The 25,469-nt window shown below is 46.2% G+C and carries 34 protein-coding genes; 23 read left to right on the plus strand and 11 right to left on the minus strand.

Features of this window, described 5'->3' with window-relative positions:
• Nucleotides 1–80: 80 nt before the first annotated feature.
• The 7 genes from B5066_RS10375 (at nt 81) to B5066_RS10405 (ending at nt 5,420) form a co-directional block, all read left to right on the plus strand.
• On the plus strand, nt 81–374 hold the full coding sequence (locus B5066_RS10375) for an IDEAL domain-containing protein (RefSeq protein WP_079475852.1): 294 nt from the start codon (nt 81–83) through the stop codon (nt 372–374).
• A gap of 149 nt (nt 375–523) precedes the next feature.
• Nucleotides 524–1,060: a dCTP deaminase gene (dcd, locus tag B5066_RS10380; protein WP_079475853.1), complete on the plus strand. Its 537-nt coding sequence runs from the start codon at nt 524–526 to the stop codon at nt 1,058–1,060.
• A gap of 170 nt (nt 1,061–1,230) precedes the next feature.
• Entirely contained in the window at nt 1,231–1,902 is a 672-nt protein-coding gene (gene queC, locus B5066_RS10385) for a 7-cyano-7-deazaguanine synthase QueC (protein ID WP_079475854.1), read from the plus strand.
• Complete coding sequence (gene queD, locus B5066_RS10390) at nt 1,899–2,339, plus strand: 6-carboxytetrahydropterin synthase QueD (protein WP_079475855.1); 441 nt, start codon at nt 1,899–1,901, stop codon at nt 2,337–2,339. The genes queC and queD overlap by 4 nt, the downstream gene beginning before the upstream one ends.
• Nucleotides 2,340–3,059: a 7-carboxy-7-deazaguanine synthase QueE gene (gene queE / locus B5066_RS10395; protein ID WP_079475856.1), complete on the plus strand. Its 720-nt coding sequence runs from the start codon at nt 2,340–2,342 to the stop codon at nt 3,057–3,059. It begins immediately after the preceding gene.
• A 13-nt stretch (nt 3,060–3,072) separates the two neighbouring features.
• Nucleotides 3,073–3,564, plus strand: coding sequence for a preQ(1) synthase (gene queF, locus B5066_RS10400; protein WP_079475857.1), 492 nt, complete (start codon nt 3,073–3,075; stop codon nt 3,562–3,564).
• A 131-nt stretch (nt 3,565–3,695) separates the two neighbouring features.
• Nucleotides 3,696–5,420, plus strand: a complete 1,725-nt coding sequence (locus B5066_RS10405; protein WP_079475858.1) for a pyruvate oxidase — start codon at nt 3,696–3,698, stop codon at nt 5,418–5,420.
• 18 nt (nt 5,421–5,438) lie between these two features.
• Here the strand turns inward: B5066_RS10405 and B5066_RS10410 are convergent, their stop codons facing one another.
• On the minus strand, nt 5,439–5,747 hold the full coding sequence (locus B5066_RS10410) for a YtxH domain-containing protein (protein ID WP_079475859.1): 309 nt from the start codon (nt 5,745–5,747) through the stop codon (nt 5,439–5,441).
• Complete coding sequence (locus tag B5066_RS10415) at nt 5,740–6,195, minus strand: DUF948 domain-containing protein (RefSeq protein WP_079475860.1); 456 nt, start codon at nt 6,193–6,195, stop codon at nt 5,740–5,742. The genes B5066_RS10410 and B5066_RS10415 overlap by 8 nt, the downstream gene beginning before the upstream one ends.
• Nucleotides 6,196–6,461: 266 nt before the next feature.
• Here B5066_RS10415 and B5066_RS10420 point away from each other — a divergent pair, with 266 nt between their 5' ends.
• Nucleotides 6,462–6,905, plus strand: coding sequence for a DUF2188 domain-containing protein (locus B5066_RS10420; protein WP_079475861.1), 444 nt, complete (start codon nt 6,462–6,464; stop codon nt 6,903–6,905).
• A gap of 183 nt (nt 6,906–7,088) precedes the next feature.
• Here the strand turns inward: B5066_RS10420 and B5066_RS17095 are convergent, their stop codons facing one another.
• The 3 genes from B5066_RS17095 to B5066_RS10435 form a co-directional block, all read right to left on the minus strand.
• Nucleotides 7,089–7,316 (minus strand): EAL domain-containing protein, encoded by a 228-nt coding sequence (locus tag B5066_RS17095; RefSeq protein WP_079475862.1) that lies wholly within the window; start codon nt 7,314–7,316, stop codon nt 7,089–7,091.
• 297 nt (nt 7,317–7,613) lie between these two features.
• Nucleotides 7,614–7,904, minus strand: a complete 291-nt coding sequence (locus tag B5066_RS10430) for a 4a-hydroxytetrahydrobiopterin dehydratase (protein ID WP_079475863.1) — start codon at nt 7,902–7,904, stop codon at nt 7,614–7,616.
• Nucleotides 7,901–8,779: a dimethylarginine dimethylaminohydrolase family protein gene (locus tag B5066_RS10435; RefSeq protein WP_079475864.1), complete on the minus strand. Its 879-nt coding sequence runs from the start codon at nt 8,777–8,779 to the stop codon at nt 7,901–7,903. Before B5066_RS10435 ends, B5066_RS10430 begins: the two co-directional genes overlap by 4 nt.
• A gap of 241 nt (nt 8,780–9,020) precedes the next feature.
• Here B5066_RS10435 and accC point away from each other — a divergent pair, with 241 nt between their 5' ends.
• Genes accC through accB form a run of 3 tightly spaced genes read left to right on the plus strand, consistent with a single transcriptional unit; the run spans nt 9,021 to nt 11,553 of the window.
• Nucleotides 9,021–10,382 (plus strand): acetyl-CoA carboxylase biotin carboxylase subunit, encoded by a 1,362-nt coding sequence (gene accC, locus B5066_RS10440; protein WP_079475865.1) that lies wholly within the window; start codon nt 9,021–9,023, stop codon nt 10,380–10,382.
• A 23-nt stretch (nt 10,383–10,405) separates the two neighbouring features.
• The gene (locus B5066_RS10445) at nt 10,406–11,038 is read left to right on the plus strand and encodes a TetR/AcrR family transcriptional regulator (protein WP_079475866.1); all 633 of its coding nucleotides are present in this window, start codon (nt 10,406–10,408) and stop codon (nt 11,036–11,038) included.
• 29 nt (nt 11,039–11,067) lie between these two features.
• A complete protein-coding gene (gene accB, locus B5066_RS10450) occupies nt 11,068–11,553 on the plus strand; it encodes an acetyl-CoA carboxylase biotin carboxyl carrier protein (protein WP_079475867.1) in 486 nt (161 codons plus the stop codon).
• Between the two features lie 46 nt (nt 11,554–11,599).
• On the opposite strand, the gene B5066_RS10455 is transcribed toward accB, so the two are convergent.
• Nucleotides 11,600–12,040, minus strand: a complete 441-nt coding sequence (locus B5066_RS10455; RefSeq protein ID WP_079475868.1) for a hypothetical protein — start codon at nt 12,038–12,040, stop codon at nt 11,600–11,602.
• Between the two features lie 162 nt (nt 12,041–12,202).
• On the opposite strand from B5066_RS10455, the gene B5066_RS10460 reads away from it, so the two are divergent.
• Both B5066_RS10460 and B5066_RS10465 read left to right on the plus strand, forming a co-directional pair.
• Nucleotides 12,203–12,769: a hypothetical protein gene (locus B5066_RS10460; RefSeq protein ID WP_079475869.1), complete on the plus strand. Its 567-nt coding sequence runs from the start codon at nt 12,203–12,205 to the stop codon at nt 12,767–12,769.
• A gap of 21 nt (nt 12,770–12,790) precedes the next feature.
• Nucleotides 12,791–13,666, plus strand: coding sequence for a fumarylacetoacetate hydrolase family protein (locus tag B5066_RS10465; protein ID WP_079475870.1), 876 nt, complete (start codon nt 12,791–12,793; stop codon nt 13,664–13,666).
• A gap of 1 nt (nt 13,667) precedes the next feature.
• Here the strand turns inward: B5066_RS10465 and B5066_RS10470 are convergent, their stop codons facing one another.
• A complete protein-coding gene (locus tag B5066_RS10470; protein ID WP_079475871.1) occupies nt 13,668–14,567 on the minus strand; it encodes a PucR family transcriptional regulator in 900 nt (299 codons plus the stop codon).
• 127 nt (nt 14,568–14,694) lie between these two features.
• Here B5066_RS10470 and B5066_RS10475 point away from each other — a divergent pair, with 127 nt between their 5' ends.
• From B5066_RS10475 to B5066_RS10495, 5 genes are all read left to right on the plus strand, one after another.
• Nucleotides 14,695–15,066: a rhodanese-like domain-containing protein gene (locus tag B5066_RS10475; RefSeq protein WP_079475872.1), complete on the plus strand. Its 372-nt coding sequence runs from the start codon at nt 14,695–14,697 to the stop codon at nt 15,064–15,066.
• 139 nt (nt 15,067–15,205) lie between these two features.
• Nucleotides 15,206–15,520 carry a hypothetical protein gene (locus B5066_RS10480; protein WP_079475873.1) on the plus strand — a complete coding sequence of 105 codons (315 nt, stop codon included), beginning with the start codon at nt 15,206–15,208 and terminating at the stop codon, nt 15,518–15,520.
• 153 nt (nt 15,521–15,673) lie between these two features.
• Entirely contained in the window at nt 15,674–16,429 is a 756-nt protein-coding gene (locus B5066_RS10485) for a serine aminopeptidase domain-containing protein (RefSeq protein WP_079475874.1), read from the plus strand.
• Between the two features lie 30 nt (nt 16,430–16,459).
• The gene (locus B5066_RS10490; protein ID WP_079475875.1) at nt 16,460–17,305 is read left to right on the plus strand and encodes a YitT family protein; all 846 of its coding nucleotides are present in this window, start codon (nt 16,460–16,462) and stop codon (nt 17,303–17,305) included.
• 25 nt (nt 17,306–17,330) lie between these two features.
• Complete coding sequence (locus B5066_RS10495) at nt 17,331–17,795, plus strand: BsuPI-related putative proteinase inhibitor (RefSeq protein ID WP_079475876.1); 465 nt, start codon at nt 17,331–17,333, stop codon at nt 17,793–17,795.
• 32 nt (nt 17,796–17,827) lie between these two features.
• Here the strand turns inward: B5066_RS10495 and B5066_RS10500 are convergent, their stop codons facing one another.
• The gene (locus B5066_RS10500; RefSeq protein WP_179124088.1) at nt 17,828–18,130 is read right to left on the minus strand and encodes an AzlD domain-containing protein; all 303 of its coding nucleotides are present in this window, start codon (nt 18,128–18,130) and stop codon (nt 17,828–17,830) included.
• Nucleotides 18,127–18,837 carry an AzlC family ABC transporter permease gene (locus tag B5066_RS10505; protein ID WP_079475878.1) on the minus strand — a complete coding sequence of 237 codons (711 nt, stop codon included), beginning with the start codon at nt 18,835–18,837 and terminating at the stop codon, nt 18,127–18,129. The genes B5066_RS10500 and B5066_RS10505 overlap by 4 nt, the downstream gene beginning before the upstream one ends.
• A gap of 65 nt (nt 18,838–18,902) precedes the next feature.
• Between B5066_RS10505 and B5066_RS10510 the strand changes: the two genes are divergently transcribed.
• Nucleotides 18,903–19,469: a helix-turn-helix domain-containing protein gene (locus B5066_RS10510; protein WP_079475879.1), complete on the plus strand. Its 567-nt coding sequence runs from the start codon at nt 18,903–18,905 to the stop codon at nt 19,467–19,469.
• Nucleotides 19,470–19,501: 32 nt separating this feature from the next.
• Here B5066_RS10510 and B5066_RS10515 read toward each other — a convergent pair whose 3' ends face one another.
• Together B5066_RS10515 and B5066_RS10520 are read right to left on the minus strand one after the other, a co-directional pair.
• A complete protein-coding gene (locus B5066_RS10515; RefSeq protein ID WP_079475880.1) occupies nt 19,502–19,954 on the minus strand; it encodes a GNAT family N-acetyltransferase in 453 nt (150 codons plus the stop codon).
• A gap of 33 nt (nt 19,955–19,987) precedes the next feature.
• Nucleotides 19,988–20,824 carry a Cof-type HAD-IIB family hydrolase gene (locus B5066_RS10520; protein ID WP_079475881.1) on the minus strand — a complete coding sequence of 279 codons (837 nt, stop codon included), beginning with the start codon at nt 20,822–20,824 and terminating at the stop codon, nt 19,988–19,990.
• Nucleotides 20,825–21,192: 368 nt separating this feature from the next.
• Here B5066_RS10520 and argC point away from each other — a divergent pair, with 368 nt between their 5' ends.
• Genes argC through B5066_RS10540 form a run of 4 tightly spaced genes read left to right on the plus strand, consistent with a single transcriptional unit; the run spans nt 21,193 to nt 25,448 of the window.
• Complete coding sequence (argC, locus tag B5066_RS10525) at nt 21,193–22,224, plus strand: N-acetyl-gamma-glutamyl-phosphate reductase (protein WP_079475882.1); 1,032 nt, start codon at nt 21,193–21,195, stop codon at nt 22,222–22,224.
• A gap of 16 nt (nt 22,225–22,240) precedes the next feature.
• The gene (gene argJ, locus B5066_RS10530) at nt 22,241–23,473 is read left to right on the plus strand and encodes a bifunctional glutamate N-acetyltransferase/amino-acid acetyltransferase ArgJ (protein WP_079475883.1); all 1,233 of its coding nucleotides are present in this window, start codon (nt 22,241–22,243) and stop codon (nt 23,471–23,473) included.
• Nucleotides 23,474–23,488: 15 nt separating this feature from the next.
• Nucleotides 23,489–24,277, plus strand: coding sequence for an acetylglutamate kinase (argB, locus tag B5066_RS10535; RefSeq protein ID WP_425320080.1), 789 nt, complete (start codon nt 23,489–23,491; stop codon nt 24,275–24,277).
• A gap of 13 nt (nt 24,278–24,290) precedes the next feature.
• On the plus strand, nt 24,291–25,448 hold the full coding sequence (locus tag B5066_RS10540) for an acetylornithine transaminase (RefSeq protein ID WP_079475885.1): 1,158 nt from the start codon (nt 24,291–24,293) through the stop codon (nt 25,446–25,448).
• The last annotated feature ends 21 nt before the right edge of the window (nt 25,449–25,469 follow it).

The following is a 25,469-nucleotide window of genomic DNA, read 5'->3' on the forward strand; positions in this document are numbered from 1 at the left end:
GAGGCCATGCGCGCGTCGCCCGCTTTAAAAAAGATCAGTGCCCAGCGGGCGCTGCAATAAGAACAGGGGGTTCGACGAATATGTTACATCCAACTCATGAACAGCATTTTATGAAAAAAGTAAAGCCAATTCAGAATGGAAGAAGACCTTCAAGGCAGATTCTTCAATCTCTATATGCTCAAATGATGATGGAGTACGCTGTGTTTGAATTTAACAGAGAGCGGCTTCTGCGCAAAATTGATGACTCCCTGGATATGCATGACAAGAAGGCTTTTAACGAATGGACAGAGGCCTATAAAGAATTGATGGATGAATACAAGGACGGAAAAGTATTGTTTGAACAAGGATACAAGCTGGAACTCGAATTTGTATAACACGGCATTAACACCCTTCTGGCTCCGCCTGGAGGGTGCTTTTTTGTGAAATAATAAAAAGAAAAATTTTCCCTTGCTTTGCGGTGTTGGCGTTTTTCTTCATTGTTCTTTATACTGGGAAAGAAAGAAATGCGAAGGAGGCAGAGCTGGTGATACTTTCCGACCAAACAATCCGCTCGATGATGGGCCAGGGCGCTCTCAGTATCGATCCGTTAGAAGACCATCAAATCCAGCCGGCATCGGTAGACATTCGTCTGGGCACGCACTTTTTAAAAATCGACGAAAACGCTATTGAGTCGATTCAGCTGGACCAGGCCGCCAAATATGTAGAATTTGAAAGCGACCAGGTGATTATACCTCCGCATTCGTTTCTGCTTGCGACTACAAAAGAATATATCAGGCTCCCCCAGCATATTACAGCTTTTGTGGAGGGGAGAAGCTCGATCGGGCGAATGGGGCTCTTTATTCAAAATGCTGGATGGGTAGATCCAGGATTTGAAGGAGAGATTACACTCGAGCTTTACAACGCCAATCGCCTTCCCATTCGTTTAACGTCCGGAAGACGGCTCGCCCAGCTCGTATTTGCTGAAATGGACCAAAAAGCAGGAGTGCCTTATACAGGTAAATACCAGGGACAGCGGAATGCGATGGGAAGCCACGCTTTTTTAGACCAGGAAAATGAATAACATTATGGTCAGAAACGTACATACGTGAAATGAAAAATAACGATTCAAAAGACTCGTGACCTTTACTGTTCACGGGTTTTTTCGAGGTAAGCGTGAGCAGAGGCACGTACGCAAAAAGATGTTATAATAGGAACGCTGTGAAATGTCTTGGTGGAAAGAAGGAATAACAATTGGGTTTTCAAAATGAAAAGGCGGTCGTTGTCTTTAGTGGAGGCCAGGACAGCACGACCTGTTTGTTCTGGGCATTAGAGCAATTTGAAGAAGTTATTGCCGTAACTTTTTCTTATGGACAGCGGCACGATGAAGAGATAGAAGTAGCAAAGCGGATTGCTGAGGATATTAATATTGAGCATCATGTGCTGGATATGGGACTTTTAAGTCAGCTGGCGCCGAATGCATTAACACGGGATGATATTGAAGTGGAGGCAGGGGAAGACGGAGAGCTTCCTTCTACATTTGTAGAAGGCCGGAACCTGTTATTCTTTTCTTTTGCAACGATTCTTGCCTCGCAGAAAAAGGCAAAACATATCGTTACAGGTGTATGCGAGACCGATTACAGCGGATACCCGGACTGCCGGGATGTGTTTGTGAAATCACTGAATGTATCGTTAAACCTGGCGATAGGCAAAGAGTTTGTGCTGCATACACCGTTAATGTGGCTCGATAAAAAAGAGACCTGGGAGCTTGCCGACCGTCTCGGTAGGCTTAAATATATAAAAGATGAAACGCTCACCTGCTATCACGGCATACCAGGAGACGGGTGCGGGGAATGCCCAGCCTGTAATCTGCGTCGTGCCGGGTATGAGCAATACTTGGAACAAAAAGAAAGGGAAGGATTATGATCTATTCGTATTACCCACAGTGGCCGCACAACTACCGGTATGAATTAAATAAAGATATGCATTTAAGTGCGGCGCACTATATCCCGTCTGAAGAAGCGGGGAAGTGCCGCCGGGTGCATGGGCACACTTATACGATCAATGTGACGGTGGCCGGTGATGAATTGAACCAGAACGGATTTTTAATTGATTTTACTGTATTAAAAAAATGGATCCATAAGCGCTACGACCATACGATGCTGAACGACCATCCAGAGTTTGCCAGTGAAGAAACTGAAGCCGCTTATCCGACGACAGAGGTGGTGGCCCAGGTAATCTGGAAAACAGTCCAGCAGAAGCTCGATGAAACGTCCAATAAACCGAAATGCCTGCAGGTGCTCGTCAGGGAGACTCCGACAAGCTATGCTGTGTTTCGGCCCAAAGAGGGGGACTTTTCCTAAATGAAAGCAACACCGGTACTGGAAATATTCGGACCGACAATTCAGGGGGAAGGCATGGTTATCGGACGGAAAACGATGTTTGTTCGCACTGGCGGCTGTGACTACCGGTGCTCCTGGTGTGATTCTGCCTTTACGTGGGACGGATCGCAAAAAGCAGCAGCGATGAGTGCAGAAGCCATTTATGATAAATTAAAAGAAACCGGAGGAGAAGCCTTTAATCACGTCACCATCTCTGGAGGCAATCCAGCCATGCACCCCGGGCTCGGAGATCTTGTGGAGCTTTTGCAGCAGCATGGAATTGAGACGGCGATTGAGACGCAGGGGTCTATCTGGAACGAATGGGTAAAGGAAATTGACGAAGTAACAGTTTCTCCGAAGCCGCCGAGTTCGCTGATGAAAACGGACTGGCCCAGGCTGGACCGTTATATGGAAGAACTGCAGCCGCGCAGGGATAAAGCCCTCAGCCTGAAGGTCGTCGTTTTTGATGAAAACGATTTGAAATATGCGATAGACGTGCATGAGCGTTATCCTGACGTAACAATGTATCTGCAGGTGGGAAATGACGACACCGCAACGCCGCAGGTGGAGAAATTAAGAGATCACCTGCTTGCGAAATACGAATGGCTTACAGAAAAAGTGCTGCAGGAAGAGCGTTTAAATGGAGTGCGGGTCCTGCCGCAGCTGCATACACTGCTCTGGGGAAACAAACAGGGAGTATAAGGAGGAAAAAAGCATGCCGGAAAGAGAAGACATTGAACAATTAGACCAGCTGGGCAGTGAAAAAACATCGTATACATTTGAGTACGACCCTTCTCTGCTGGAAACATTTGAAAATACGCACCCATATCGGGACTATTTCGTAAAATTTAACTGTCCGGAATTCACCACGCTCTGTCCAAAAACCGGACAGCCAGATTTTGGCACGCTGTATATCAGCTATATTCCGGATGAAAAAATGGTGGAAAGCAAATCGCTGAAGTTGTATTTGTTCAGCTTTCGAAACCACGGAGGCTTCCATGAAGATTCCATAAATACGATTGTGAACGATCTGGTCCATTTAATGAACCCTCGTTATTTGGAGATCTGGGGCAAATTCACTCCGCGTGGCGGTATTTCGATTGACCCGTTTGTAAACTACGGCAGGGCGGGGAGCAAATACGAACAGCTTGCAGAAAACCGGCTGTTTCAGCATGATTTATACCCTGAGCCGATAGACAACCGCTAAGCCTTTCCCAATATGGGAGAGGCTTTTTCAGTAGTGACAGGAAAAAACGCCAGGAGGTTTGAAGTAAATAAGAAGAGGGGTAGAGAAGTAAAGAATTGTGAAAATTCGTGAAAACAGGAGGAACGGGTGCGATGGGTAATCAAACAGCAGGAAATAAAGTGGTGGAAATACTTAAAGAATGGGGAGTAAGCCATCTGTACGGAATGCCCGGGGATTCCATTAATGAGCTCATGGAAGAGCTGAGAAAGGAGAAAGACGGCCTGGAATACATCCAGATCCGTCATGAAGAGACCGGGGCTCTTGCCGCCGCAGCTTATGCGAAGCTCACAGGAAGGCTGGGAGTTTGCTCTTCCATTGCCGGTCCCGGTGGTGTTCATTTATTGAACGGCTTGTATGACGCGAAAAGAGATAAAGTGCCGGTGCTTGCTTTGGTCGGTCAGGTGGACTCTTCGATCATAGGCACAGACAATTTTCAGGAAATCCAGCTGAACCAAATGTTTGCTGATGTCAGTGTGTTTAACGAGCGTGTACAAAGTGCCGAGCAGCTTCCGGATATGCTGCACCAGGCGATTCGTACTGCATATACAGAGAAGGGTGTGTCCGTGCTCGTTATCCCGGACGACATCTCCACGGCAGAAATTAAGCGCGAAGTCCCTATGTCCTCTAGTGCGTTTGCCAGGCCGCAGATCTGGCCGCAGAAGGAAGATATGGTGGAAGCCGCCCGACTGCTGCACGAGGCGCAGAGGCCGGTAATTCTAGCCGGGAAGGGAGCTAGGGAAAGCGTCAGTGAACTGCTTTCATTTGCTGAACATATACAGGCCCCGGTGGTATCCACCCTGCTTGCAAAGAGTATCGTCCCTGACGAGCACGAGCACAGCCTGGGACAGAACGGACAGATTGGCACAACGCCGTCCTACGAAGCGGTTCAGGAAGCGGATTTGCTGATATTGGCTGGAACATCCTTTCCTTACCGCGATTTTATGCCAAAAAACACGAAAGCGATTCAGATCGATATTGACCCAAGAGTGATAGGGAAATACTATCCTGTGACGGTTGGTTTAGTTTCTGACCTTGGTATGGCTCTGAAGTGGTACACGGAAAACCTCGAACGCCGGGAAGCTTCCGCCTTTATGAAAAAATATAAAGAAAAGAGGAAGGAGTGGTGGGAGGAGCTTGAAAAAGATATGACCGAGGAAACAGACACGCTGCAGCCGCCACAGGTAATTCACGAAGTGCAGCAGTTTTTGGAGGAAAATGCGGTAGTGTCTGTAGATGTTGGAAATGTCACCGTATGGGCGACTCGTTATTTGAAGCTGAAAAAACAGGATTTCGTCATTTCTGGATGGATGGCTACGATGGGCTGCGGTCTTCCGGGTGCAATCGCCGCTAAGGCGGCCTGGCCGGAAAGGCAGACCGTTATGCTTGCCGGGGACGGGGGCTTCGCAATGGGCATGCAGGATTTTGCCACTGCCGTGAAGTACAGGCTTCCAATGATATGTGTCATATTTAACAATGAAAAAATTGGAATGATTGAGTACGAGCAACAGCAGATGGGTCACTTGGATACGGAAACAGATATCAGTGATATTAATTTTGCGGAATTTGCCAAGGCGTGCGGTGGTGAAGGCTACAGAGTAAGATCAAAAATGGAGCTGCATGAGGCTTTGCAAAAAGCTGTGCTTGCCACCAAGCCGGTAGTCATTGATTGCGTAGTGGACATGCAGCCTCCGCTTCCGGGAAGAATTTCGTACCAGCAGGCAGTGCATTACAGTGAGTTTATTATAAAAAACATATTTGAACGCGGGGAGCTTTCTCTGCCGCCTTTGAAAAAAGGGTGGAAACGGATAAAAAAATAAAAGAAAAACCAGCTGATTTTATTCATCAGCTGGTTTTTGCATTGATTGGTGCTGCATACTTGATGCACCTTTGATACGGGCTTCCAGGCGGATATTATCGAGTTTACCGTGCAGCAGTTCGTACCGGACTTTTCCGGATTCATACAGCTTTTCGGCCCGGGCGTTCGCTTTTCCTTTCACCCGGGCGGGTGTCTGCTGTACGGTTCCTGCTCCGGAAGATACTTTGCGGCGGTATTCTTTTCCGCTTTTCGGAGCAGTGAGCAGACTGGCAAGCACCGAAACAGCATATCCGGCAGCAACTCCCGACCATAGGCTTTTTTTATGCATTTCCTGTATTCTCCTCTTTCCAGTCCTTGATAGCCTGGCGCTTCTGGTACATGTAGTATCCTAAAGCAAGAGTGCCGTAAAGGCCGCCAAGAGCCTGCTCGTTCACTTTACCTTTACCTTCAGTGGAGCTTCGCTTCATGCCTGCTGTCATATCAACAAGGCTTGAACTGAGCTTTCTGGAAGCTTCCCCGGCATCTCCAACAATATAAAACAGCGGGCTCAACGAATGGAGCTTTTCATTCACATCCAGAATCGTCTCGTTGCTGTTATGTAAAATCAGCTCCGATTGATTCATTACCTGGTCAAGCTGGTCAGGCAGCTTGTCTACTGTTTCGTTCACCCCGTTCAATGTTTTAGTGAGGTTACTTAAAACGCGGGCTAAGAAAATAACTAATACTGCAAAAGCTACCGCAATGATAAGTAAAGCTATGCCACCGATCATATCCATAATTCACCATTCCTCCTTACAATAAATGCGATTAATCCTACAGCCTAATAAATGGTACCATGATTTATGGCAGAGCACCAGGGCATGTGGATTATATAATAATGTCTAGTTCTCTCGTACCCTGCTTTTCAGTGCCCTAAACAGTTTCTCATACAAATTATCCTAAAAAATTAAAGCTCTGCTCTCCTCTAAAAGAGAAAAGCTGGTTTTTATTTAAAACCAATGAGGGAAAAGAAAGGTAACTCAAAAAACAAGGAGGAAAGAACATGCCCTGGACGATGAATGATTACCCTTCATCCTTAAAGAATTTAGACAAGCCTGTGAAGAAAAAAGCAATTGATATAGCCAATTCCATGCTCGATGATGGCTACGATGAAGGACGGGCCATTCCAATAGCGACCGAACAGGCAAAAGAATGGTACAATAATGCTTCTAAAGAAGAAGTAACCGAATTCATGGAAGAAGAAGATCCTAAATCCCGTGACGACGGGGAAAGCAGTTCTGACCCGGAGCTGATGGAAAAAGCCGAGCTGGTGGAGCCGCATGAAGATGGCTGGGCTGTCCGGGCGAAAAGTGCGAAAAAACCGGATATTGTCTACGACAACAAATCAGACGCTATCGAACGTGCAAAAGAAGTGGCAGAAAAGAAAGGCACGGAAGCCGTCATTTATAAAAAAGATGGCACAGTAGAAAAAAAGCATTCTTATTAATTGAAACAGGGGCAGCTGCATAAAAGGCAGCTGCCCCTGTTAATGGGTAAATGAAGAATTTTTTTGTTGTTTTCCTGCATAAAAGCCATTAGTTTTGCTTTTGGTACCGGACGGCTGAAGTAATATCCCCGGACATAGGAAGAGGTGCTGTACTGCTGTACAAACTCCAGCTGTTCGGCATTTTCAGCCCCCTCCGTAACAACGTCGAGCCCGAGCTCTTCTAAGACGGTAAATGCCGGTTAGAAGTGTTATATCAAAATTAGCAGAAGGAATATGGAGGATAAAACTGCGGTCAAGGTTTACCAAGTCAATAGGAAGATCCTGCAGGGAATGCAGCGGCGAACTTCCCGCACTAAAGTCATTAAGCGCAACTTTGACTCCGCGCTGCTGGAGGCGGTTAATAAAAATCAATGGTCATTTGGGGATCGTAATAGATATTATCCTCTGTAATTTCAACTTGGACAAGACGGGGCGGAAAGCAAATTTCTGCCAGCCCGGCATCCAGGGAGTCCATAATATACTCAAGCGATTGAATCTGTATTTAAGACAAATTATTAATATAAGTATCTCTGTTACATATGTAAAGGCATAAAAGTCTGTATAAAGATACATGTAAATAGTGACTTTAGCCTCGCAAAATAAAGCAGCTGCCGATTCAAAGCTTCGGCAGCTGTTTTTAGACGAATTATATAGAAAAGAATTTAAGCGCTATTGGACATCTTCAGCAAGCCGTTCTACTTCTTTAGCTGCGTTAAAATCCTTTTCGGTGACGCCGCCCTGATCTACAGTAGTAAAAGAAATAGTTACATTGGTGTGGTCCACGGTAATTTTTGGGTGGTGCTGAACATTTTCTGCATGTGCCGCGACCTCTTTAACAAACTCAATGCCGTCTAGATAATTGGAGAATTTATATTCACGCACAATGGCCCTGTCTTCGTCGTTATTCCAGTTGGGCAGATTGCTAAGCTCATTTTGAATCTCTTCTGCAGACATGATCATTGTTCCACGTTCCTTTCTTTATTAATAATTTTTTCTTCCCGCCGCAAGGGGAGAGTAGTACATCTGAAAGAGCCCCCGGATTTGATGATTTCATCGTAGGGCACTTCATGAACTATAAATCCGTATTCCCTTAATTGTTTGTTAACATGCATGTTTTCCGGCAGCGATATAATGTGGCGGCGGCCCAGGGAGAATACATTGGTGCCAAGCCGGGCCTGCTCTTCGTCTGGTACAGAGATTATATTAAAACGTTGTTTGACTGCTGCCAGGCTGTCTGCTTCAAACGCAGGTTCATAAACAATAGCAGTAGCACTGGCCACAATATTAAAAATACAGTCCAGGTGAAGATGGCGATGGTCGAAATGGAGCGGTATAATCTGCTTATGGGGGCACATTTGCTGGAGTTCTTCAAGTCCTTCGCCAGACGTTCGGGAGCTCTGGCCGATAAAAAGAAGATCATCTGAAAGCATAACATCCCCGCCTTCGATGGTGCCTTTTTTTAAATAGAAGCACGAGCCGTAACGACGCTCATACCAGTCTGCGAGTGCTTTGGTTTCTTCTAAACGGATAGAGGCGCCCATATTTGATACGATCAATTTCTCATCAATAACAAATCCGATGTCCCGGGTGAAAACCTGCTCGGGCAGAGAAGCGGAAGCAGGGAGAAAATGCACAGAAGCCCCGAATTCCTGAATGACAGCCGAGAGCTGGTTATGCTGAAGTATTGCTTTTTCTATATTGATATTGGCGGAAGCATGCTGCTTCTGCATTTCATTTATTACTTCTTTAATGGCCATATGCCTGGGTTCGCACATGATAACATCCGCTAAAACAGAATATTCATCTCTAACATATGTAGTTACAGTGTTGGTCAACAGAACCCACTCCTTTTCTCTTTAAGCATCTATTATATCAGACAAAATGGCTGGGTTTATGTACGCTTAACAGGAAGGAAAGAAAAGTTTTAAAAAAATTGTTGAGAAGAATTGACAAAAGGAATAAAATGAAGGGTAGTATAATTATGAAAAATCCTTACATATCAAGGGTTTTCGAGATAGATTGTCAGCGGGGGCAGGAATCAGCCGCTGGTTGTTTACAGAAAGAGAGGCGCGAAGTATGTTTAAACGAATATTAATAGCCAACCGCGGTGAGATCGCCGTTCGTATTATAAGAGCCTGCCAGGAGCTTGGAATCGAAACCGTGGCCGTGTATTCAGAAGCAGATAAAGATGCCCTGCACGTCCATATGGCGGATGAAGCTTACTGTGTAGGGCCGTACGCTTCCTCGGAAAGCTACTTAAAAATGACTAATTTAATTTCTACTGCTTTAAAAACCGGAGCTGAAGCAGTTCATCCAGGCTACGGATTTTTAGCCGAAAACGCAGAGTTTGCCGAGATTTGTGCAGACCATGATATTACGTTTATCGGTCCCTCCCCGGAAGCCATCCGGCGTATGGGAACAAAGGACGTGGCAAGAGAAACAATGAGAGAAGCGGGCGTGCCGGTTGTACCAGGAAGTAATGGACTGATTGATGAAAATACGGACGTTCATGCGCTGGCAGAAGATATCGGTTATCCTGTTATGATCAAGGCTACTGCCGGCGGTGGCGGCAAAGGAATGCGCGCAGCCCAGACCGCTGCAGACCTGGATAAATGCATCCAGATGGCCCGCCAGGAAGCAGAGAGTTCTTTTGGAGACGCCGGTGTTTACATGGAAAAGCTGGTCGTGGAGCCGAGACATATTGAAATTCAGGTTATGGCAGACAGTCACGGAAACGTTATCCATTTAGGAGAACGGGACTGTTCGATTCAAAGGCGTCACCAAAAACTTGTAGAAGAAGCCCCTTCACCGGCCCTTGATGAAGAAACGAGAGAGGCGATGGGAGAGGCTGCCGTTCAGGCTGCAAAAGCAGTTGACTACTGTGGGGCAGGTACAGTGGAATTCCTTTTGGATGCCCATAAAAAGTTTTATTTTATGGAAATGAATACAAGGATTCAGGTAGAGCATCCCGTGACAGAAGAAGTGACCGGTGTCGATCTAATCAAGGAACAGATTTATGCAGCAGCCGGCCATGAGCTGCAGGTAAAGCAGGAGGAAATTGAAATAGAGGGGTGGGCGATGGAATGCAGAATCAACGCGGAAAGCCCTGCCAAAAATTTCAGGCCTTCCCCCGGAAAGCTTGATCTGTATCTGCCGCCGGGAGGCCTTGGAGTAAGGGTGGACAGCTCAATGTATACCGGGTTTAAAATTTCTCCTTATTATGATTCGATGGTAGCTAAGCTTATTGTCCGCGGGAAAAATAGAGAAGAAGTGATTGCCCGGATGAAGCGGGCGCTGCGCGAATTTGTCGTCGACGGAGTAGATACGACGATCCCGTTTCACTTAAAGCTTTTAGAGCACGAAGATTTTGTTTCCGGAAACTTTACTACAAACTTTTTGGACACCTATTCTATTATGGAAGAAGAAAGCAGTGTCTAGCATATAGGAAGGCGGAAGGATCGATGGCGACCAGATCGACGAAAAAGCGAATTACGGATGCAGCTTTAGAGCTGTTTGAAGAATTTGGCTTCCATGCGGTCACCGTCGATCGCATTGTGAAACAGAGCCACACATCTAAAGGCGGTTTTTATCACAACTTCACGTCTAAAGAAGAACTTCTCTATACTATTCATGAATCGTTTATCACCTACGTGCTCACAAAGGCCGATGAAGTGCAGTCCAGGTATGATACGCCGGCTGAGCGGTTATATGAAGTGATACGCTCGTTTGTCCGCATGTTTGAAGTGTACCGCCCGCACGTAACAGTGTTTTACCAGGAAGGAAAGCATTTATCTGCAGATTATTTCAAGCGGCTTGAAGCTAAACGGGATGAATACAAGAATACGATGTTTCAATTGGTCGAAAAGGGTATTGAAGAAGGAGAGTTTCGAAAGGAGCTTCCAGTGCCGATTACCTCGATGGCGATATTTGGAATGATGAACTGGACATACAAGTGGTACAAATCAAGCGGTTTGTATTCGCTTCAAGACATCGCAAACATATTTGGCGATCTGGTAATGAATGCGGTGCTTACTGAAAAAGCGAGGCAGCAGCAAAAGTATCAGCGCTTTTTCTTAAGTTCAACGCATGTGTAAGTGTTTATTTTTGAGAGGAGAGAAGCTTAATGTATTCTATTGAAGAAATTAAAGAGCTCATTCAGGCGGTGGACGACTCGTCTGTCGGAGAACTGGAAATTCGAAACGACATGAAAGAAAAGGTTACTATACGTAAAGAATCAGCAATGAGGCCCGTGGCACAGCAAGCTGTAGAACCGGCGCCGCAACCTGTCGCCCAGCCGTCCCCACAGCCGGCAGAAACGAAAAAAGAAAGTGCGCCGGAAGGCAGCGAAGAAAAGAACAATGAATCTAATTATCATGAAATTACTTCCCCGATGGTAGGCACATTCTACCGCTCACCTTCACCGGAAGCAGGTGCTTATGTAGAAAAAGGGGCAACGATCAAGCCGAATACCATCGTTTGTATCGTAGAGGCGATGAAATTAATGAATGAGCTTGAAGCAGAAGTCAGTGGAGAAATTGCAGAGATCCTGGTGGAAGACGGAGAATTAGTAGAATACGGGCAGCCTCTTTTTCGGGTGAACCCTTCATAACAAATAAGCCCCGGGGCTGAAGTTCCCGGGGCTTATTTATATTTTTTCAGGGAAAGGAAGCGCCAATGAACATTAGAAGGACGCTGCTGAAGCTGAGAACAAATGGAATGTTTGCCATAAAGGTAAACCTTCGATGCCAGAGTACAAACAGCTGATCAAGCGTGAAGAACAAAACAGCAGCGAAAATCCCCATAAGTGCAATGTTCCAATGCTGGGAAAAAACGTAAACAAAAGCACCGCCAATAATATGCAGAACGAGAGAGACTTCGGGGAAACGCTTGAAAAAAAGATTAGTGATCCAGTCTGAACAAATGGAGAGGATAGTTCCGTAAACAATGATTGGTACGAGGGAAAAGAAGCCATAGATCGTATAGCTGTGCATTAAATCAGCCAGAATACTGGTGCCGTTTGTCGCAAAAGGGAGAACAAAGGCCATAACAAATAAAAAAAGTGCCCAGACAGCCAGTGAGGTGTGCAGTTTGTTCATCAACAATCCCCCCTGAGGTATTTAAAGTTGTATTACCGCTTTCATTCAGAAATAAACCCGTATATACGGCTGAGGGAAAAAGCTTCTGTTTCTGATGGGGAGGGAGGATATGATACGATAGGAAAGGAATTTTTAACGAAGACATGAAGAAAGGATTAGACGATGATTTGGACAATAACCCCCTGGATTTTTTACGTCATATGCGCCATTGTTACACTGGTAATAGGAGGAGCGGTTGCATATGCACTGCACCGGGCGGGCGCAAACCGGTCGAAACGCATAGAACGGATGCTTTCCCCCTTGCTCGCTGTTTTTATGGTAGGTTTATTTTTTTACTTGAGCTTCAGCTTTGCCGACCGCCTGCAGCCGGGGGAACAATTAATTACCGCGGACAGCCTGGAACAGGCGCAGGAAACAAAAGCCATTATCCCGCTGGGCTCTTACGCGGTGCTGGATAACGTATACGCTTTTGGATATTATAAAAACGACCAATGGAACGGAAGTGACGTTCTTGTTCGAGTCCGGGTAACCGGGGAAGAGGCTTTTTTGGAATCGTATGATCAGTATATAGCCGGAAACGGAATATTTTTTAACCATTCCAGGGTAAGGTTTGAAGAAGCGTATGAACAGGAATGGCAGGCTTCTGCAAAAGAAGCCGAAAGCCGGCTGCTGGACGGGGGGACCCTAAAGCTCGACGGAGTAACGATCAGTGCTGAGCAGACACAATAATGTTCAAGGAGGAAAATAATCATGAGGATTGCAGCGGTAGAACAAAATGGCCAGTCGTTTCTTGCGGGATACGATGAGGAATTTGACGTGTATGTTGATTTGGAAATTGGGGAAGATGGCGATTTAAGAAAGTGGCTTGAAGAAACTGTTAATGCAAATGCCCTGCTTGTGGAGCGGTGGCAGGATTATGCAGAGCACCGCCACCAATTCAAAACGTACGCTGCTGAAAACGTAAAGGTGCTTCCGCCGGTAAAGCGGGAAGGGCAGAACATTATCTGCATTGGAAAAAATTATGCAGACCATGCTGCGGAGATGGGTGAAAAAGACGCTCCGGAAGCACCTCTGGTCTTCACGAAAGCTTCTTCGTCACTGATTGCGGATGGGGAAGATATAGAGTTGGACGAAGCGTTTACAAAGGCTCTTGATTACGAAGGGGAAATAGCTGTAGTTATTGGAAAGGCTGGCCGGCGGATTTCCAAAGAACAAGCGATGGAGCATGTGTTTGGATATACGCTGTTCAATGATGTTACCGCCCGGGATGTACAAAAGCGACATCAGCAGTTTTTTCTTGGCAAAAGCGGGGACACGTACGGACCGATTGGGCCATATGTTACTGTCGGTCCTTCCGATCAGTCCTCGGAATGGAAACTAGAAACGTATGTAAACAAAGAGAAAAGACAGTCCGGAAGCACATCGGACCTTATCTTCGGCATTGCCGAACTGATCGAACAATTATCCAGCGGAATGACGCTTCGACCTGGCGACGTCATTGCGACAGGGACGCCGTCAGGGGTCGGGTCAGGTTTTACTCCTCCTAAGTATTTACAGGATGGAGACGAGATAGAGGTCTATGTAAAGGCGATTGGTACACTTTCGAATAAAGTCAAAAAAGTATAACCTATGCGATGCCCGAGCCGTACTGAGCCTGAAGAAGCAAAAATAGCGGGGCAGCGTGCAGGAACTGTTTGACGTCGATGCCAATCCGGTCTGTCACTTTGTCGAGCCGGTATTTCAGCGTATTCCGGTGAAGGTGAAGCCTTTTGGCAGTGGCGCTGCTGTTTAAATTTTCGAGGAAAAAAGTATAGAGCGTATGCATTAATTCTTCATCCTGCTCGAGTCCGCCCAGGGCATAATGGATCAGCTCTTTTTTTGAGAGCTGATTATTTTCGGCCATATGGATACAGGGCAACGCTTCAAAGGGAGCGAAAGAGCGCCTGGAAGGCTGCTGCTCCTGAAGAAACGAAAACATTTTCTGTTCCTGCTGAAAAATTGAACGGAGATTTTCACTGCGGTAAATTTTTCTCCCGTAATACACAGAAGCGTCAACCATCGTGTCTCCCATAAGCAGAGTTGATAGTTCCTGAGCCTCAAATACTTCTTCCTCTTCCGGGCCATCATCCGGGATGATGGCAAGAAGCTTTTCATCACCAATTGCTGAGAGGACGACAGAGCGCTGGTAATATTCGAGAAGTGTATCATGAATATCGTTTCTCCAAAGATGCAGGCTGGAGCCTTCAAGAAACAAAAAGCGAAACGGATCAGGAATCCGTTCAGGCAGCTTATCGCTTCTTTCCTGAAGGTAATCTGCCCATGGAGAAGCTTCCTCTATGCCGGGAGAAATCGGTGTAAGCATAGCTTCGAGCAGCCGCTGCTCCCGGACAGACAGGGATTGAATGGGAAGAGCCATTTGCGAGCCATCCGGAAGCTGGTAATAAAGGTAGTGTTCGGGGCGGGTGATTTTTTTCCACCGCTCCTTAGGCACTGCTTCTGGAAACAGCGAAATAATATCGTTATTCAAGCTGACCGCCTCCTATTCTTACATTATTGTATCAGAGACGGCATATTCAAAGGTACAAGACTTTTAACGAATCAGTATATAGATGGTAGAATTAATCCGAAAGTTAATATAGAAAGGATGAACCAGTATGGCCTATGAATTAGAAGGAATCCGTCAAATAGATGTAAACGAACTGAAAGAACAATACCGCAGCAAAAAAAATACACCAATCATGATTGATATAAGAGAGCCGGGGGAATATGAGGAACGGCACATACCGGGGGTGCCTCTGCTTCCGATGAACCAGGTGCCTGAAGTGATCGATCAGTTCAAAAAAGATGAATCATATGTGTTTATCTGCCGGAGCGGCTCGAGAAGCCAGCATACGGCTCAGTATTTTCAGGATAATGGGATCGAGAATGTCTATAATTTTGCTGGAGGAATGCTCGCCTGGGATGAAGAAACAAATTCCGGCATGGAAAACCCATTGAAAGACGTAAACGATCTATATAAAAAATAATTCGGGAAAAGCTGCAGATTAATTCTGCAGCTTTTCTATGTAACATTTTTCATAAAGAAGAAGGGTTTAGTATTAAATGATTTGGGAAATAGCGAAAAGAAGCACTGAAATCAGTTGATCGAGACAGGAGGCATATTGTATGCAGAAAAATGGTATTTTATGGACCGTACTGACGGCACTAATTGTGGGCGCAGCCGTCTACTTTCTAAAAGACGGAGAAACAAGGGCCCAGGTAAAAGATGTATCTAAGCGCACTGCGGCTAAGGTAGGCGGCAAAACGAAGGAAGATGAAGATAAAGAATTGAATGAAACGGTGGGCAACCCGGACCCTCAGGATTTTGAAGACAACAAAATGGTCTCTGAAGGTGCTCAATATTCTGTACTTCATTATGAAGAAGCAGAGGAAAAAGAGGAAGAACCGCTCCGGACAGCAAAGGAAAAAGATGAAAAATAGGCAAAAGAGAGACAGCTGTCGAAGTGCTAAATGCACGCAGCTGTCTTTTTTGTTTCTAGAGCACATGGAAAGCTTCGGTCTTTTCAATAATTGCTTTACTGGGGTACAATATTCAGAGTGCACTACTATAATGGCTGCAAAGGATGGAATAGCATGATTACCATTGAAAACCAAACGATCGCAGATATTCCAAGCCTGCATATCTTCAGGCAGGCAGATAAACTTCATCCGCAGCCTACGGTTTTATTTTGGCACGGACTTGGCAGCAGTAAAGAACAAAATCTTTCCTTTGCCTATTATCTGGCAGAAAAGGGGATCCGGGTCGTGCTCCCCGACGCTCTTTATCACGGAGAGCGCGCGGGAGATATTGATGCTGGCAGAAGAACCTATGCGTTTTGGAATATTGTTATGCAGGCGGTAAACGAAACCCAAAGCCTGGTGAATGAAATGACTACATATAAATGGATTGACAGCGGCCGCATATACGTTTCCGGCACTTCCATGGGAGGAATCATTTCATGCGGGGCGCTTAAATCGTTTGAATGGATTCAGGGGGGCATAATCATGATGGGGTCGCCGTCCTGGAAAGCAATGGCCGAAGAGCAGATACGTTCGCTAAAGAAAAACTCTGACTGGGAGCTGTCAGAGCACGAGGAACAGGATCTTTTAGAGAAGCTGGCCACCTACGATCTTTCTCTTGAACCTGCTAAAGTTGAATCGAAGCCTATCTTTTTTTGGCACGGAAAAGAAGATGATGTGGTGCCTTACGAACTGTCGTATCGCTTTTTTGAACGTCTCCCATATAGAGAGTCATCCAGGCAGGCCTATTATCTTCAGCAGGAAGCAGGTCACAAAGTAACGAGAGAAGGGATGATAGCAGCCTCAAAATGGGCTTCTTCCCATATTTAGAATAAACATTGCAGCAGAAAGGGGGACACTATGCTTACAAGCCATTCATCTATTGTCTCAGAGGTCACACGCGTCCTGGTTATCGTATTTGGGGCCTTAATTATGGCAGTCGGCCTAAACTTGTTTTTGGAGCCGGCAAACGTATTTGCGAGCGGGGCTACAGGGATTGCGCAGATTATTGCAGGCTTTCTGCCGTTCTCCACTGGGGTGCTTTTGTTTTTAATTAATATACCGATTGCAATGCTAGGCTGGTTCAAAGTAGGACGGCTGTTTACGTTTTACAGCTTTTTACACGTAGCGCTGACGACCTTTTTTCTGGACCTTATACCTATTACCGAGCTTTCGGGAGACATTTTATTAAACAGTGTCTTTGGTGGAGCGATCACAGCAGCTGGGGCTGCCGTAGCCTTAAAGTGGGGTGCTTCGGCAGGCGGCCTGGATATTGTAGCCCTCGTACTGGCCCGTATGGGTGATCGTCCGGTCGGCACATATTTTATGCTGTTAAACGGGATTATCGTGATAGCAGCCGGGTTTTTATACAACTGGGAAAGCTCCTTATATACCCTGGTAACGCTGTATGTCGGCTCGAGGGTTATAGATACTATCCACACACGCCATGTAAAACTGACGGCTTTAATTGTAACGAAAAATCCGGACGAAATGCGGGATGCTATTCATCAAAATTTGACCAGAGGAATTACACGGATTCCGGCGCGGGGAGGATTTGATGCCAGCGAAAAAGAAATATTAATGACAGTGATTACGCGTTATGAAATGTACACGCTTCAGCAAGTAGTCCAGGAAGCAGATCCGGAGGCGTTTACAAACATTATTAACACAACTACTGTGTTCGGTCTGTTCCGTAAAGACGACTGATCAAAAAAGCCGGGAAGTGAGAGGAATGGCTGTAAAAAAGTGGTTAGCTGCGGTGATAGCGTGTTTCTGTATATTTCCAGCTGGCTGTGGCAGCGAACAGGCTGAAGAATCTTCCCCCGGCACTCTGGAAGCTTCAATGGAAGAAAACACGTGGACGCTTTCCGGGACGCTGGATACTGAAAACAACACGTGGCATTTAGAATTTGAAAATACGGGAAATGAAGAAATGAAGCTGAATTTCCAGGACGGCCAGGAAGCAGAAGTAATTGTTAAAAAAGAAGACGACTCTGAGACGGTTTATGTTTATTCAGAAGGAAAGGTGTTTACGCAGGCGGAGAAATCCGTGGAGGTCAGCCCGGGAAACAAACGGAGGTGGGACGGGGAGCTTGATGCAGATCTTCTCGACCCTGAAAATTCGTACCAGGCAGAATTCCAAATGCTTGCTGAAAATCTGGATTCTCCGGTTTTGGACACGTCCAAAAACCCGTAAGGCAGGAGCTGGCAGAGCTCCTGCTTTTTATATTAATAAATAAAAAAAGCAGCGAGGGAAAGCAGCCCGACAGTGCCGCAAATAATAGCAATAAATTTTCCGCCTAAAAAGGCAATCAAAAAAGCAGTGCAGAGTCCAAGCAGACCAAACCAGGTATCAGGCGGAGAATGAAGGGCTCCCGGAAGCAGCATTGCTCCGAGCGCGGCGTAGGGAATAAGCTGAAGTGCCTGCTGAATTGGAAGGGGCAGGCGTTCGATATTTAACGAAAAAAAGGGCACGACTCTCGTTACGTATGTAATAACACCCATTCCAATGATTAAGAGAAGCATGTTCATGGCTGACTCTCCTTTTCCTGCTTCAAAGAACTGGCATATACGACAATAAATACTGAAGCTGTCATTGCTGTTGGAATGGCCCATCCGGAGGGAATCCAGAGTCCAAGAAGTGTGTTGATTGCTGCGCTTAAGCCAGCGGTATATAGAGCCATCCGGTATTTTAAAATCATTGGAAACAATAATGCCGCAAACAGGGCATACAGCGCAAAGTCCATGCTGATCTGAAGATAATCGGGAAACAAAGCGCCAAAATAATATCCTGCACACGAAAAAGCTACCCAGCTGATGTAGGCTGCCAAGAAAACCCCAATCCCAAAAAATATATTTGTTTTATCTTTTCTGGCAGAAATCAGGGCGAAGACTTCATCCGTTAAGCCGAAGGCTAAAACAGCCTGATTCCATTTAGAAGCAGAAGAAAAAATTTGTTTAGCAGATGCGCTCATCAACAAATGCCGGATATTCAGGAGAAAGGTGGAGACCCATATACTGTATAAACCGGCGCCGGCAGTGATTAATCCAAGGGCCATATACTGGGCGGCGCCGGAGAAGATAATAATGCTCATGAGGGCAGTTTCAACGATGGAAAGGCCGCTGTTGGCACCTAGCAGGCCAAATCCCAAAGCAGCAGGGATGTAGCCCGCGGCTATGGGCACCCCCTGAGTAAGGCCGTTCATCCAGGAGTGTTCTAACGAAGCTGTACTGCTCATGATTTTCCCTCCTTTTTGATTTCAGTATACATTTGTATGTTATATTATACAACAGAGGTGAAAAAATGAAAGAATCAATAGGGAAAGAAATCGGTAAAACTTTACGTCAGCTTCGCCATGCCCGCGGGTGGAGTCTGGATAAACTGGCGGAAGCAACTGGAGTGAGTAAACCTATGCTTGGACAGATTGAACGCGGGGCATCGAATCCGACGATTACGACAATGTGGAAGATTGCAGAAGGAATGGGTGTAGGATTTTCGGCATTTCTGCAGCAGCACCGCCCGGATACGGAATTTGTTCCTGCAGATAAAGCCGAATGGCTGGAAGGAGAAAACGGATACGCAGTCAGAAATATTTTTTCCAAGCATGAGCAGGCCCCAGTCGAATGGTATGAATTCGTGCTTTCTTCCGATGGTAGTCACTACTCCTCTGCTCATCCATTCGGCGTGGAAGAGTATATTTTTGTGCACGAAGGGCAACTGGAAGTACAGACGAAAGAAGAAAGCAGACAATTTATGGAACCTGGAGACGCGCTTCGTTTTCAGGCTGACCATGACCATGCCTATATTAGCGCAGGGCCGAACGAAGTCAAAGGAATTCTTATGCTCTTCTACACTGCCTACAGGCAATAAAAAAGTCTTCCCGATATAAGGGAAGACAGGAGTTAAAAACGAAAGCCATAACGTTTAGAAATAACATCGTAAAACCCGAGTGAATTATACAGTGCTTTGGTAGCTGCGTTGTTCACGCCGGTTTCTAATTCAATACCTTTAATATCATTATGTTCAGCCCAGTAAATAATTTTTAAGAGCAGCTTTTTCGCAATGCCCCGATTCCGGTACTGCTGATTCACATAGAGGTCATTCAGCCAGACATAGTAGCCGCCTTTTTCCAGACTGATACCGATATTTAAGAAAGCGGCACCTACGATCTGTTCATCGGTTTCGGCTACGAAAATATGGGCAGTAGAATCGGAGTCAAGGGAAAGGTTAATGGCCCGCTGCAGAAACCTGTATGCATCCTTCATGCCGATAGAATCCATCTGACCCATCAACAGGTCAGCTATTTGATTCCTCACATGCTGTTCGGTATCTGTAGGTACTTTATACACCTGCATTGTTTGAACACATCCTTATTCAAAATCAAGCATTTAATTCTTAAAAAGCACCGCGTTATCCGTGGAAAGCTTCAACCGTTCTTCTAAATAATGGGCGATGCCGTCTTCTTCATTTGTACCGATAACTTCATCTGCTGCTGACTTCGTATCTGTACTTGCATTTCCCATCGCAAGCCCCGTTCCAGCAGCTTCAAGCATTTCTAAGTCATTATTTTCGTCCCCAAAAGCGATCACATCCTCCATGGTGAGCCCCGCGTAAGCAGCGACTTTTTCCAGGCCGTTTGCTTTATGATTTCCCTTTTTAATAATTTCAATCATATGATGAGGCTCGCCCCAGGAGCGTTGGTGCATACCCTGAGCTTCACTGGATGAAAGCAGGTTCTGCAGCTGCTCTGCTGTGCCCTCCTGAGGATACACGAGCAGGGAAGTAGGAGAGTGGGAGAGTACTCTCTCGAGCCTCCCGGATCCGGTCACCGGTCCCTGGAAAGCCAGAAGATCGATAAAGGATTCATCATGCTCATCCATATACACGTCGTCGAGCACTTCTGCGAGCATGTTTTGCACATTTAACGTCCGGCAGGTTTCGATCACTGTCCGGGCAAGGTCAAGGTCAAGCGGTTCATGAAAGGAGCGGAAAGATCGATCGGCCGGGTGATGTACGTATGCACCATTAAAGTTAACAATAGGCGTAGAAAGGCCGAGCTGCTGATAGTACATTTTGCTGGCCCGGTATGGCCTGCCGGTAGCAATGGCAACTGTATGTCCTGCCTCTTTAGCCTTCTGGATCACTTTCCAGGTTTTTGTGGAAATTGTTTTATCGTCTTTCAGAAGCGTCCCGTCTAAATCAAGAGCTATCAAATGTTTTTTCATAAAAAACCTCTTCTTTCCTAATGGAAATATAAATGCATATGGCCAGCTGTGTAGAAGCAGTATAGAAAAAAACAAGATTCGTTCCTTATTTTACTGGAATGAAAACAAAAAGAAAAGAAAAGGAACGGTGCTATTTAGTGAAAACGAAAATAAAAACTCATCACCTTTATACATTGATAGTACATTTTCATACATAAAATGTTTTTCCGCAAAAAGCGGTATTTAGATGGAAAAAGCTTAAAAACTTGCCTTCTGCACAGATATAAAAAATATAAAGAAAAAATAAAAATACAGTTGCATTAATATATATTCAGACTTATAATAATCAACAGAACACATTGTATAAAGATAAACAGAGGTGCAACTTTATGAATATAGCGATTATTGGAGCAACTGGTTACGGCGGTGTGGAATTAATACGCATGCTGGCCCAGCACCGCGGGGTTAAACAGATTGACGTTTATTCTTCGTCGAAGCACAATACGATGCTTTCTGATGTGTATCCGCATATGAAAGATTTATATAATGAAATTCTACAGCCGCTCGAAGCAGCTGACTGGTCCGCGTATGAGGTGGTATTTCTTTCCACGCCTCCCGGCATATCGGCGGATTGGAGCGAAACCATTGCAAAGCACACAAAAGTGATTGATTTATCCGGAGACCTCCGGTTGAAGAACTCCGCCACATATGAGGATTGGTATCAGCGCGAAAGCGCTCCGGAAACGCTGCTGAAAGAAGCCGTCTACGGTTTAACAGAATGGAATAGAAACGAAGTGGCAGGAACTTCACTGCTTTCCAATCCCGGCTGCTACCCGACTGCGGTGCTGTTGGGTCTTTTGCCGATCGCAGGCAAAGGTGCGATTGATCCTTCAAATATTATTATTGATGCTAAAACAGGAACCACAGGAGCCGGGCGGACGCCGTCAGCAGTTACTCATTTTAGTGAAATGGACGGAAATTTTAAAATTTATAAAGTAAATGAGCATAAGCATACGCCGGAGATTGAACAGGCACTGGACATGCGTACGGGCGAGAACCATCCCGTTACTTTTAGTCCTCATTTAGTACCGATGACTAGGGGGATTTTAGCGACTATGTATGTACCGCTTACCAGCGGGACGAAGAGCGGGCATATAGAGGAGCTGTTTCATCAGGCATACGACAAAGAGCCATTTGTCCGGGTACGTGGAGAGAAAGCATTCCCGGCAACAAAAGAAGTATATGGCAGTAACTTTTGCGATATCGGCTGGACAGTGGACGAACGCACCAGCCGGCTGACGGTCGTTTCAGTAATTGATAACTTAGTTAAAGGCGCCTCGGGGCAAGCGATACAAAATATGAATGTGATGCTGGGAGCAGACGAGAAGGAAGGGATTTCTCAGCTTCCGGTTTATCCATAAGAAAGGAAGAAAAATCATGGTAGAGGCATCGACAGCAGAGCAGGTAATAGAAGTATCGGGAGGCAGCATTTTGAGCCCTGCCGGTTTCTCCGCAGCGGGTATTCATACAAAGGTCAAAAGAAAAAGAAAAGATCTCGGAGCTATTATTTGTGACGTGCCGGCGTCGAGTGCCGCTGTATATACGCTGAATAAAATTCAGGCAGCACCGCTGCAGGTGACAAAAGAGAGCATTGCCGAAGAGGGGAAGCTCCGGGCCATTGTCGTCAACAGCGGGAATGCCAATTCATGTACAGGCAGACAGGGACTTGAAGATGCTTATACCATGAGAAAAAACAGTGCCAAAAAATTCGGGCTGCCGGAACATCAGGTAGCAGTAACTTCCACCGGGGTGATCGGTGAAGCAATGCCGATGGATAAAATCAATGAAGGCATCGCACATCTCGAACCGGAAACGGGTTTTGAACGGGCGCAGGATTTTAACGAAGCGATTATGACCACAGATGTTGCCGGAAAGCACGCGTGCTTTCAGACATGGGTGGACAATAAAGCAGTGTTTATCGGAGGCGTGGCTAAGGGGTCGGGTATGATACATCCGAACATGGCCACAATGCTCGGGTTTGTGACTACGGACGCTGCGATTGAACCTGCTCACCTGCAGACGGCGCTTTCGGAAATAACAAACAAAACATTTAACCGGATTACCATTGACGGAGATACGTCAACAAACGATATGGTAGTTGTCATGGCGAGCGGTAAGGCGGAAAACAACCCGCTTCATCCTGAGCATCCTGACTGGAATGCTTTTGTTGCCGGATTAAAAGAAACTTGCGAGTCTCTATCGAAAAAGATAGCAAGAGACGGCGAAGGGGCCACTAAGCTGATTGAAGTAAAAGTGGAAGGTGCTGCTACGGATGAAGAAGCCGGCCAGGCGGCTAAGCAGATTGTCGGCTCAGACCTGGTGAAAACCGCTGTATACGGCACAGACGCCAACTGGGGCCGGGTGATTGTCGCTCTCGGGTACAGCGAAGTGGAGCTTGATCCGGATACGGTGGATATATCAGTAGGGCCGGTGGAGACCTTGAAAGCAAGCACGCCGGTTCATTTTTCCGAAGAAGAAGCAAAAGCTTACCTGGAAAGTGACACGGTGGAGATAACAGTAAATCTCCACATAGGAAGCGGAAGTGGTAAAGCATGGGGATGCGACCTGACATATGATTATGTAAGAATCAACGCCGGCTACCGGACGTAAGGGAAGAAGGAGGAGATGAGCGTGGAGAACATCACTGTAGTCAAATGCGGAGGTTCGACGGTGAACAAGCTCACAGCAGAATTTTTCAAAAGTATAGCTGCTATGAGAGAAACAGGAATGAATCCAATTCTTGTGCACGGGGGAGGCCCTGAAATCAACCGTATGCTTGAACAGATGCAGATTGAGTGTGAGTTTGTAAACGGCTTGAGAAAAACAACCCCAGAAGTACTCGAAGTGGCAGAAATGATTCTTTCTGGAAAAGTGAATAAAGCTCTCGTTTCTTCTCTTCAAACCACCGGTACCCGGGCTTTTGGCATGTCCGGTGTTGACGGGGGGCTGATTGAAGCAGAACAGGTGGCTGATCAGGACCTTGGACTCGTCGGGGAGGTTGTAAACGTCAATACTGCCTGCATAAAGTCTATGATTGAAAATGGGTTTGTCCCAGTAATAGCTCCGATTGCAGCTGATAAAAACGGCAAAAAACTAAATGTGAATGCTGATGCGGCTGCTTCCGCTGTCGCTCAGGCAATAGGCGCAAAAGAGCTTCTGTTTATTACAGACGTTGAGGGAGTGCTCATCGATGGAAGCAAAGCCGACTATATACAGGTAGAAAAGCTTGAACAGCTCATTTACGACGGAGAGATTTACGGCGGGATGATACCGAAAGTGCAGGCAGCTGCGGCAAGTTTGACTGGCGACCTGGAAAAGGTCGTTATTGCCGGGGCGGACGGTCACACAGATCAAGCAAATGGAAAGCTGAAAGGAACGGCAATAATCAGAGAACAGGTCCAGGCCCTGACTTGAAAGGAAGATAACAATGCAGCAGACAGAACAAAAATCGCATTTATTTGAAACGTATAAAAGATGGGAACTCACCTTTTCACATGCAGAAGGGTGTACAGTAACAGATAAAGAAGGTAATAAATATACAGATCTGATGGCCGGCATCAGCGTGTTGAACCTTGGCCATGGGGATCCTGATGTTATAAAGCACGTAGAGAAACAGCTGCATGCTGGATGGCACGGCTCCAACTTTTTTCAATATGAACAGCAGGAGCGGGCGGCCGGGCTTTTAACGGAGCTTACGGGCGGGGATCTTGTGTTTTTTGCAAACAGTGGTACAGAGGCAAACGAAGCAGCTATAAAATGCGCCAGAAAATACACGGGGCGTAAGAAAATCCAAAGCTTTGTCCAGTCTTTTCACGGACGGACATACGGAAGCATGGCAGCAACCGGCCAGGACGCCATTCATCAGGGATTTGGCCGCATGCTCCAGGACTTTGAATATTTACCGTATAACGATGTGAATGCGCTGGAGAAAGCTGTGGACGAGGATACTGCAGCAATTATGCTTGAGCCGGTGCAGGGCGAGGGCGGCGTCATTCCAGGAAAACATGCATTTATCCAAAAAGCCGCAGAGCTTGCAAGGCAGTACGGAGCCCTTTTGATCCTAGATGAGGTACAGACGGGACTCGGCCGTACCGGTACAATGTTTGCGTATGAGCAGGCAGGTGTAAATCCCGATATCGTTACGACAGCAAAAGCACTTGGAAATGGCTTCCCGGTGGGAGCGATGATTGGCAAACAATATTTACAGGAAGCCTTTGGTCCCGGAGCCCATGGATCTACATTTGGTGGAAATCCGCTTGCCATGGCAGCGGTAGAGGGGACACTTCAAAAGCTGATGAGCATCAATGCCCCGAAGATGGCAGCAGAAAAAGGACGCTTTTTCACGGGCCTGCTTGAAGAAAAAATAGCCTCCCTGCCGTCGGTGAAAGAAATACGCGGGCCGGGGCTTATGATTGGCATCGAGCTTAATGATAGTGCTGCACCTTATGTACTCGCCATGCAGAAAGAAGGGTTTCTGCTAATCGCTGCAGGGCCTAACACGCTGAGACTTCTGCCACCACTGACAATTTCAAACAATGACTTGGAAAAAGCCGCAGCAGCGCTGAGAGAAGTGCTTGAAAAATAAAAGCGTACCAGGAGGGTTTGT

The organism is Marinococcus halophilus (genome assembly GCF_900166605.1).
In the GTDB taxonomy this organism is placed as follows: Bacteria; Bacillota; Bacilli; order Bacillales; family Marinococcaceae; genus Marinococcus; species Marinococcus halophilus.